The sequence below is a fragment of the Rhodoblastus sp. genome (assembly GCF_052145335.1).
GTDB lineage: Bacteria > Pseudomonadota > Alphaproteobacteria > Rhizobiales > Beijerinckiaceae > Rhodoblastus.
In genome coordinates, this window is sequence record NZ_JBKQOU010000337.1 from 1 (window position 1) to 8,280 (window position 8,280).

General features: G+C 63.6%; 5 protein-coding genes and 2 pseudogenes. 4 read left to right on the forward strand and 3 right to left on the reverse strand.

Annotated features, from left to right (window positions below; genetic code table 11):
- A pseudogene (locus ACLP2E_RS20590) lies at positions 1 to 344 on the forward strand (hypothetical protein); the annotation flags it as partial.
- Positions 345 to 413: 69 nt separating this feature from the next.
- Here the strand turns inward: ACLP2E_RS20590 and ACLP2E_RS20595 are convergent.
- On the reverse strand, positions 414 to 1,274 hold the full coding sequence (locus ACLP2E_RS20595; RefSeq protein WP_442463718.1) for a ChbG/HpnK family deacetylase: 861 nt from the start codon (positions 1,272 to 1,274) through the stop codon (positions 414 to 416).
- A 139-nt stretch (positions 1,275 to 1,413) separates the two neighbouring features.
- Here ACLP2E_RS20595 and ACLP2E_RS20600 point away from each other — a divergent pair, with 139 nt between their 5' ends.
- On the forward strand, positions 1,414 to 2,457 hold the full coding sequence (locus ACLP2E_RS20600) for a glycosyltransferase family 2 protein (protein ID WP_442466966.1): 1,044 nt from the start codon (positions 1,414 to 1,416) through the stop codon (positions 2,455 to 2,457).
- A gap of 245 nt (positions 2,458 to 2,702) precedes the next feature.
- Positions 2,703 to 4,189, forward strand: a pseudogene (gene murJ / locus ACLP2E_RS20605) (murein biosynthesis integral membrane protein MurJ).
- Here murJ and ACLP2E_RS20610 read toward each other — a convergent pair.
- Positions 4,173 to 6,371 (reverse strand): transglycosylase domain-containing protein, encoded by a 2,199-nt coding sequence (locus ACLP2E_RS20610; RefSeq protein WP_442466967.1) that lies wholly within the window; start codon positions 6,369 to 6,371, stop codon positions 4,173 to 4,175. The pseudogene murJ and the gene ACLP2E_RS20610 overlap by 17 nt on opposite strands.
- Positions 6,372 to 6,546: 175 nt before the next feature.
- Between ACLP2E_RS20610 and ACLP2E_RS20615 the strand changes: the two genes are divergently transcribed.
- Positions 6,547 to 7,068, forward strand: a complete 522-nt coding sequence (locus ACLP2E_RS20615; RefSeq protein WP_442460796.1) for a YcgN family cysteine cluster protein — start codon at positions 6,547 to 6,549, stop codon at positions 7,066 to 7,068.
- A gap of 260 nt (positions 7,069 to 7,328) precedes the next feature.
- Here the strand turns inward: ACLP2E_RS20615 and ACLP2E_RS20620 are convergent, their stop codons facing one another.
- A complete protein-coding gene (locus ACLP2E_RS20620; RefSeq protein WP_442460795.1) occupies positions 7,329 to 7,997 on the reverse strand; it encodes a spermidine synthase in 669 nt (222 codons plus the stop codon).
- Positions 7,998 to 8,280 lie beyond the last annotated feature (283 nt).

An 8,280-nucleotide genomic window follows, 5' to 3' on the forward strand; every position in this document is an offset into this window, starting at 1 on the left:
AATTGGATCGCGCGCCGGACGGCGAACCCGGGTCAACTGCGCCCTATCCGCCACCTTCGCCGGAAAGGCAGGAATTGGATCGCGCGCCGGACGGCGAACCCGGGTCAACTGCGCCCTATCCGCCACCCTCGCCGGAAAGGCAGGACTATGGCGGCGCGCCGGAGGACGAACCTGGGTCAACTGCCCCCTATCCGCCGCCCTCGCCGGAAAGGCAGGAATATGGCGGCGCGCCGGAGGGCGAGCCGGGCTCAATCACGCCCTATCCGCCGCCTTCAACGGAGATGCAGGAAGAACATGCGCCAGAGAGCGAGCCTCATGGAGCCGCGCCTTCCTCAAACGATTAAGTCGGTTTGATCGCAAATCCAATAGCTCCAGCGTTACGGGCGGACGATAGGCGCCATGCGATCCGTCCTTCACATGTCCGAAAACCTTGCCAAACTGGCATTGGCCGCCGCCATCACCTCCTCAAAGCGCTCCGACATTAAAAACGCCAGCTCCGTTTCACGGGACTGCGTGACCGGATCGAGCCGCGCCAGTTCGTCGTCGACATGGCCGGGATGGCACATGATCAGCGGCCTTTCACCCGGCGCCCTCAGGAAAGTGCCAAAATCGGCGGCGTAGTCGCCTTGCGGGTCGAAATCGGAAAAGCCGGAAAAGCCGTCGTTGAGGGCAAAACCAGCCGCCTGCGCTTTTTTGCGAAAGCCGTGCGCCAGACCGGCGACGGTCAGCGCCTTGCCCCAATGTTTTCCGCGCGCAAAGATACGTCTTGGGCGGTCGGCGCTGTCACGCAGCCAGATTTTACCCGCCAGATTGCGGCGGGCCAGTTCCGCGATCAGGTCGTCGGCGATCCCCGGCAGGACATGGACATGCTGGTGGCCGTCGACGAAATCGGGCGGCGCGCCCTGGGCGGCCTCGAAAGCGTCGAGCTGGCGGCGCAACTCTTCCAGGATTTCCGTGCGGGGGAGTGCGTCGCGCCAGGCCGTGGGGACAATGGTGTTCATCGCCGGAAAGGCGCCGTCGGGGGCGAATTTCGGCATCTTGCCCAAAGGGCCGCCGAGGGTGAGATTGAAATGCAGGCCGAGATCGGCGCGGGGCGCCATAGCACGAAATTTGCGCGCGGCGTCCGGCCAGGAGGCTTGCGTGGTCATCGCGCAGGTCGCGGTCAGGCGCCCGGCGGCCAGGGCCTCGAGAATCCCTGCGCTCACCGCGGGCGAGAGGGCGAAATCGTCGGCGCAAAGCGCGAAGGAAGTTTTTTTCGAGGTTTTTTTCAACATGGAGCCTTTTCTTGCGCATTTTCGCGCCACGGCCTAGATGAGCGCCATGGGAAATCCCCAAACCTGTACTTAAAAGCTTGTTCGGCTTTTTCGAGAGGAATGGGACCTGCAACATAATGGCGCGCAAGTGGAAATGATCATGCCAATCGATACAGGCGCAGATGCGCCCGAGCTTTCGGTGATCGTGCCGGTTTTCAATGAATGCGAAAACCTGCGTCCGCTGCTCGACCGGCTGATCCCCGCGCTGGCCTGCGTTAAAAGTTTCGAAATCCTGTTCATCGACGACGGCTCGCACGATGCGACGCTGACGGTCCTTCGCGAAATCAATCGGGCTGACCCGAGGGTGCGAGCCCTGTCGTTTTCGCGCAATTTCGGCAAGGAAATCGCCATTGCCGCCGGAGTCGACGCGGCGCGTGGACGGGGCGCGGTGATCATGGACGCCGATCTTCAACATCCGCCGGAAGCCATCCTGGATTTCGTCCGCATGTGGCGCAACGGCTACCAGAATATTTACGGCGTCCGGCAAAGCCGCGACACCGATTCGGCGGCGCGCAAATGGCTGACCCATAAATTCTATCGGATGTTTCGGGTGCTCGGCGAAATCGAGCTGCCGGAAGGGGCCGGGGACTTTCGCCTGCTCGACCGTGTGGCGCTCGAAGCGCTGAGAGGCTTGCGCGAGCGGGCGCGTTTCAGCAAGGGTCTCTATGCCTGGATCGGCTTCAAATCGATCGGGGTGCCGTTCGACGTGGCGGAGCGCCATGCCGGCGAGTCGAAGTTTTCCTATCGGAAGCTCACCCGTTTCGCTTTCGACGGCATCGTCTCCTTCACCACCGTGCCGCTGAAAGCCTGGACCTATATCGGGACGATCATCGCGGCCTTCGCGCTGCTCAGCGCCGTCTACTTCCTGCTGGAGGCTCTGGTGATCGGGGTCTCCGTGCCGGGCTTCGCCTCCTTGATCGTTTCGATCATGTTTTTCGCCGGCGTGCAGATGATTTCGCTTGGCGTGCTCGGCGAATATATCGGCCGCGTCTTCGCCGAAGTGAAGGGAAGGCCGCTCTATCTCGTCGCGGAGAGGATCGGCGAGGCCCGGACGCCCGAAGCGGTCAGCGCGCCCGACTGCCAGATGCAGGCCGCGAGTACGGGCGAGATGGCGCTGAAAGAAGACCACCGCGCAAAGTCTTGACGCCCTGCCGGGACCATGCCTTAACCGGGACCGCTCCCTGGAGTCTTTTCCGATCCGATCCGATCGAATCGGATATTGGTTCTAGTTCCTTGATTTTGCGCGTTTTATTCACGCGAACCGATATCTGCTTCGCCTGAAAACGCTTTAACTATCGGCGCGCCATGTTCAAAAGTTTCCTCTCGGTCAGCGGTTTCACGCTGCTGTCGCGCCTGACCGGCTTTTTGCGCGATGTGATGCTAAGCGGCATGGTCGGGGCGGGCCTGCTCGGCGACGCCTTGGCCGTCGCCTTGCGCCTGCCCAATCATTTCCGCGCGATTTTCGGGGAGGGGGCGTTCAACGCCGCCTATGTCCCGACCTATCTGCGCGTCTATGAGCAATCCGATGTCTGGTCGGCGCGCCGCTTCGCCAATCAGATTTTCACCTTGCTTTTGATATCGCAGGTGATTCTTCTGGCGCTCGGCTGGCTGTTCATGCCTGTTTCGTCCATCTGATGGCGCCCGGTTTCGCCGCCGATCCGGAAAAATTCAGCCTCGCGGTCAGCCTGACGCGCATCACTTTCCCCTATCTGTTCTGCGTCACCCTGGTCACAATGCATTCGGCGACGCTCAACGCCCATGGCAAATTCGCCGTCGCCGCCTTCGCGCCAGTGCTGATGAACGTAGTCACCATGGCTTTTCTTGGCGTTTCCTTCCTTTTTCCCAACGCGGCCTATGCGGCGGCGGCGGGCGTGACGGTTTCCGGCCTCGCCCAGCTGGCTTTGCTGATGCTTTCCGCGCGGCGCTCGCGCCTGATGGAAAAGATCGTCCGGCCGCATTTCGGCGCCGACGTGCGCGCCTTTTTCCGCATGTTCGGCCCGGCGGTGATCGGCTCATCCGGCCTGCAGATCGCCATGTTCGCCGACACGATCATCGGCTCGCTGCTACAAACCGGCGGCATGTCGTCGATCTATTACGCCGAGCGGCTTTACCAGTTGCCGATAGGGCTGGTCGGCGTGGCGGCGGGCACGGTGCTGCTGCCGGCGATGAGCCGCTATTTCGCCCGCGAGGACTGGGAAGGCGCCTTTACCGCGCAGAATCGCACCATCGCCATGACGGCCGCCCTGACAGCGCCTTTCGTCGTCGCCTTCATGGTCATTCCAGAGGTGATCGTCGGGGCGCTGTTCCAGCATGGCGCCTTTCACGCCGGGGATACCCAGGCCACGGCGGCGGTTTTGCGCGCCTATGGCTCGGGCCTGCTGGCGATGGTGGCGATCAATGCGCTGCGCTCCGGCTTTCAGGCGATGGGCGACACCAAGACGCCGATGCTGGTGTCGCTAGGCGCGCTCGCGATCAACCTGCTGCTGAAAATCCTGCTCTACAAGCCGCTTGGCGCGGTCGGCATCGCGCTGGCGACGTCGGCCAACGCCTGGATCAATCTCGGCGCGTTGATCTTCCTCGGCCTGCGCCGCTATCTTTTCCAGCCGGACGAGACCTTGAAGAAGGTCCTGCTCGCGGCCGCGACGGCTGGCGTGGTCCTGACCAATATCGCCTTGTGGCTGCAAGCGCCGTTTGCCGCCCTGGCCGGGCGCCTCGGCTCTTTCGGCAGCCTGATCGCCCTGGCCTGTTTCGGCCTGACCGGATTGATCGTTTACGGCGGCGCCATGGTCGGCGGCTGCAAGGCGCTCGGCGTCGATCCGGAGAGGATGGGTTTGGGGCGGCTGTTTCGGCGCAAACTATCTAGCGCAAGTCCATGATGGCCCCCGGACGCCCGGCAAAATTCGGTCCGGGCTTGTCCACCTCAACCCGGCGGGCGGCGGTCGATTTCATCAGCGTTTCGATGGAGCCCAAAACTTCGGAGGATTTTTTCGACAATTGTTCGCGCCGGCGCGGCGCCTGTCCGCCCTCCGCCGTGGTCAATTGCACCACCGGCGCCGTTTCAGCCTCAAGCGACAGGCCCGGCAGAGGTTTGAGATCGACGCCGCTATGGGCGAATTGCATGATGTCGTGCCAGGTCATCGCCGGCAGCGTGCCGCCGGTCATCTTCACCATGGGCTCACCGCTGTCGTTGCCATACCAGACGACGCCGACGAAATTGCCGGTATAGCCGCAGAACCAGGCGTCCTTGAATGCGTTGGTGGTGCCGGTCTTGCCGGCGACCTTGATCCCCTCCAGCGCCGCGCGGCGGCCGGTGCCCTGCTCGACCACCTGGGTCATCATCCAGACGAGCTCGTTGACGAAGCGCGGTTCTACCACCTGCTGCGGCTGTTCGGCGTCGCGGTCGTGGCTGTAGATCAGGTCGCCGCGGCTGTTGAATATTTCGAGCGCCGCATAGGGTTTGATCCGCTTGCCGCCATTGGCGAAAGCCGAATAGCCGGTGGCCTGGTCCATCACGCTGACCTCGTCGGCGCCGAGCGGCAGCGACTGTGTGTCGGGCAAGGGCGCGGTGACGCCCAGGCGATGCGCGGTCGTGATGATGCTGGCGCGGCCGCGCTTCCAGTCGCCGTTGCCGATGGCCTGGGTCAGGCGTGCGGCCACCGTGTTCAGCGAATGGGCGAGGGCCTGCCACATCGGCATGGAGCCGCCATAGGAGTTGGCGTAATTTCTCGGACACCAGTTGTTGTCGCAGATCGGCCCGTCCACCACGGTCGTCGTCGGCGTGAATTTGCCGGTCGTCAGCGCGGTCAGATAGACATAGGGCTTGAAGGACGAACCGGGCTGGCGCTGGGCGTCGGTGGCGCGATTGAACTGGCTGACGCCGTAATCGCGCCCGCCGACCATGGCGCGCACTGCGCCGAGCGGCTCCAGGACGATCGCCGCGCCCTGGCTGGCGTGATAGCTCGGTCCGCTCTGCCGCAGCATGGTGTCGATGGTCGCCTCGGCCTGTTTCTGCACGCTGGAATCCAGCGCCGTGCGCACGGTGATGACCCGATCCGCGCCGAGCTTGCCGGAATCCGCCAGCGCCTTGATTTCATTGAAGGCCCAGTCGAGATACCAGTCGGGCGTGGTCGCCTCCGCGCCCCGATCGACCGGCGAGGCGGGATTGCGGCGGGCTTCGGCGATCTGGTTTTCGCGCAGATAACCGGCGACGACCATATTGTTCAAGACGTCGTTGGCGCGGGCGCGGGCGGCGGGAAGATTGACGTGGGGCGCGAATTTGGTCGGCGCCTTGAACAGGCCGGCCAGCATGGCCGCCTGCGCCAGGGTCACGTCCTTGACCGAACGGCCGAAGTAGAATTGCGCCGCCGCCTGGATGCCGAAGGCGCCGCCGCCCATATAGGCGCGGTCGAGATAAAGCTGGAGGATCTGCTTCTTGGTCAGGTGGGTTTCGAGCCAGAACGACAAAAAGGCTTCGTTGATCTTCCGCGTGATCGTGCGCTCGTTCGACAGGAACAGGTTTTTCGCCAATTGCTGGGTCAGCGTCGAGCCGCCCTGCACCACGCCGGAGTTGCGGGCGTTAACGCTCAGCGCCCGCGCCAGGCCGATCGGATCGACGCCCCAATGTTCGAAAAAGCGCCGGTCCTCGGTGGCGAGCACCGCCTGCACGACATAATCGGGATATTGGTCGAGGGTCACCGCATCGTCGTGCAAAATGCCGCGCCGTCCGACTTCGAGGCCATAGCGGTCCTGGAAGGTCACGGCGAGATCGGTTTTTTTCAGCCAGTCGCTGGCGCCGGTGAGGCGTATGGCGGGCTGGGCCAAAGCCACCATCAAGAGTCCGCCGAATACGCCGAGCGTCAGCGCCTCGCAGGCGAGTTCAACGGCGACGCGGGTGGCGCCGCGGACATGAAAACGCTCCATGAAGCCGGAAAAATCGCGCCAAAGCCCGCCCACGCCCGCGCCGGCGTTGTAAAGCGAGGAATCGATCCAGGAGTCGAACGCCAGCATGGCGTTGCGCAGGGCGCGAAACAGACGGGATTTGCGGAAATCAAAAGCCAAAACGCTGCTCCAGCTTGTTGGCCTGCGCGACGAGCGAATGGTTTAACATTGTTGGCGCCCTCTTGACGAGCAAGACCTGTCGGCGCATCCCCAAGCGGAAATTACCATTCCGGCCGCCCGTCGGCGGCGCAAGCGCGGCGCCAGCGGGTTTTGCGCCCATTCGGAACAGGCGCCTATGAAAGATAACGCAAAAACCCCTCCAGACAAGCCGAAGCCGCCTTTCTGGCGCGGCCGCAAGCTGGCGGAGTTTTCCAAAGCGGAATGGGAAAGCCTGTGCGACGGTTGCGGCCGCTGCTGCCTGGTCAAGCTGGAGGACGAGGACACCGGCGAAATCCACTTCACCGATGTCGGCTGCCGCCTGCTCGACGTCAAGGCCGCCCGCTGCGCCGATTACGGGCATCGCTCGCGCCGGGTCAAGGATTGCCTGCGCCTCGACCCTGAAAACGCCGGAGCGCTGAAATGGCTGCCGCCGACCTGCGCCTATCGCCTGATCGCCCGGGGCGAGGATCTGCCCCACTGGCATCCGCTGGTCAGCGGACGCCGGGAGAGCGTGGTCGAAGCCGGAATCTCCATTCTGGGAAGGGTCGGCCCGCTGGAGGACGAGGTGTCGATCGACGAGATCGTCGAGCATATCGTCGCCTGGCCGGGCAAGGTCCCGAAAGCGGCGAAGAAAACGGCGCGAAAAAAACAGCGTTAACGGTTTCCTGCCATGCGCCCTGGCGACCGGCCCAAAACGGGATTGCCGGACCGGGACGGGAATAGGACCGGAACGAATCGGCTTTTTGGGCTTTTGCCGCTTTGTTCCGTGGGGTCGTTCCCTCTCAACGGCGGCGTAGTTAACGACTTGCGCTGCTCGCCGGCGCCGCGGCGGCCAGAATCGGGAAACGCCGATCATTGGCGGATCAAAACCGGCACGAATCGCTTTTCGTCTCCGTCGCTTTCTGTTCCCAGCAACGCTCAAGCGCGCGTCGCGATCCAGATCATGTGCCGCGCGCCTTTCGACCGCCCCGCGCGGACGCGATTTTCCTCGACCTCGAACCTGGCCTTGCGCAATCTGCGGGTGAAATCCCCGTCGGGCCCGGAAGACCAGACCGCCAGAACTCCGCCGGGGTTCAACGATTTTCGCGCGGCGGCCAGGCCCGGGCCATCGTACAAACCGTCATTGGCCATGCGCGTCAGTCCGTCGGGTCCGTTGTCGACATCGAGCAGGATGGCGTCATAGGCGCCGGCGCTGGAGCGGATGATCCGGCCAACGTCGCCCTCCGTGATTTTTACGCGGGAATCTTCGAGGGAGCCGGCGTAAACCTCGGTCATCGGCCCGCGCGCCCAGGCGATGACTTCGGGGACGAGTTCGGCGACCTCGATGAGGGCCGAAGCTCCGAGCGTCTTCAGCGCGGCGCGCAGGGTGAAACCCATGCCCAGCCCGCCGATCAGCACATGGGGCGCCAGCCGATCGCCGATCTTCGCGGCGCTCAGCGTCGCCAGCGCCTCCTCCGAACCGGAAAGGCGCGAGTTCATCAGCTCGTTGTCGCCGAGCATGATCGAGAATTCGCTCCCCCGCCGCTTGAGCTTTAGCTCGCCGCCGCCGGGAATTCTTGCAGTGTCGAGGAGAACCCAGGGGAGCAAGGGGCGACCTTTGGTTTAAGCGAAGTCATCGGGGAGCGGGGCGCCTTCCACGCAGCCGTAATGGCGAGCAGCGAGGCGAGACGCGGCAATGACGGCGTGCGTGGTTAACTAATTGTTTTAATAGCCCAGTTGTTGGCGACCAAAATCGGGAATCCTCGACCAATGCGCGAACGAAACGGGCGCGAATCAGCTTTGCCGCTCGTTTCCGCCTTTGTTCGGCTCAAGCCGCCAGCGCCGCCAATATCCGCGCCCAGCTTCTCGCTCCCTTCTGGAAGGAGGAGAG

Excerpts from the sequence above, each read along its gene's own strand:
- ACLP2E_RS20595 (WP_442463718.1), bottom strand. The coding sequence starts at position 1,274 with ATGTTGAAAAAAACCTCGAAAAAAACTTCCTTCGCGCTTTGCGCCGAC.
- ACLP2E_RS20600 (WP_442466966.1), top strand. The coding sequence starts at position 1,414 with ATGCCAATCGATACAGGCGCAGATGCGCCCGAGCTTTCGGTGATCGTG.
- ACLP2E_RS20615 (WP_442460796.1), top strand. The coding sequence starts at position 6,547 with ATGAAAGATAACGCAAAAACCCCTCCAGACAAGCCGAAGCCGCCTTTC.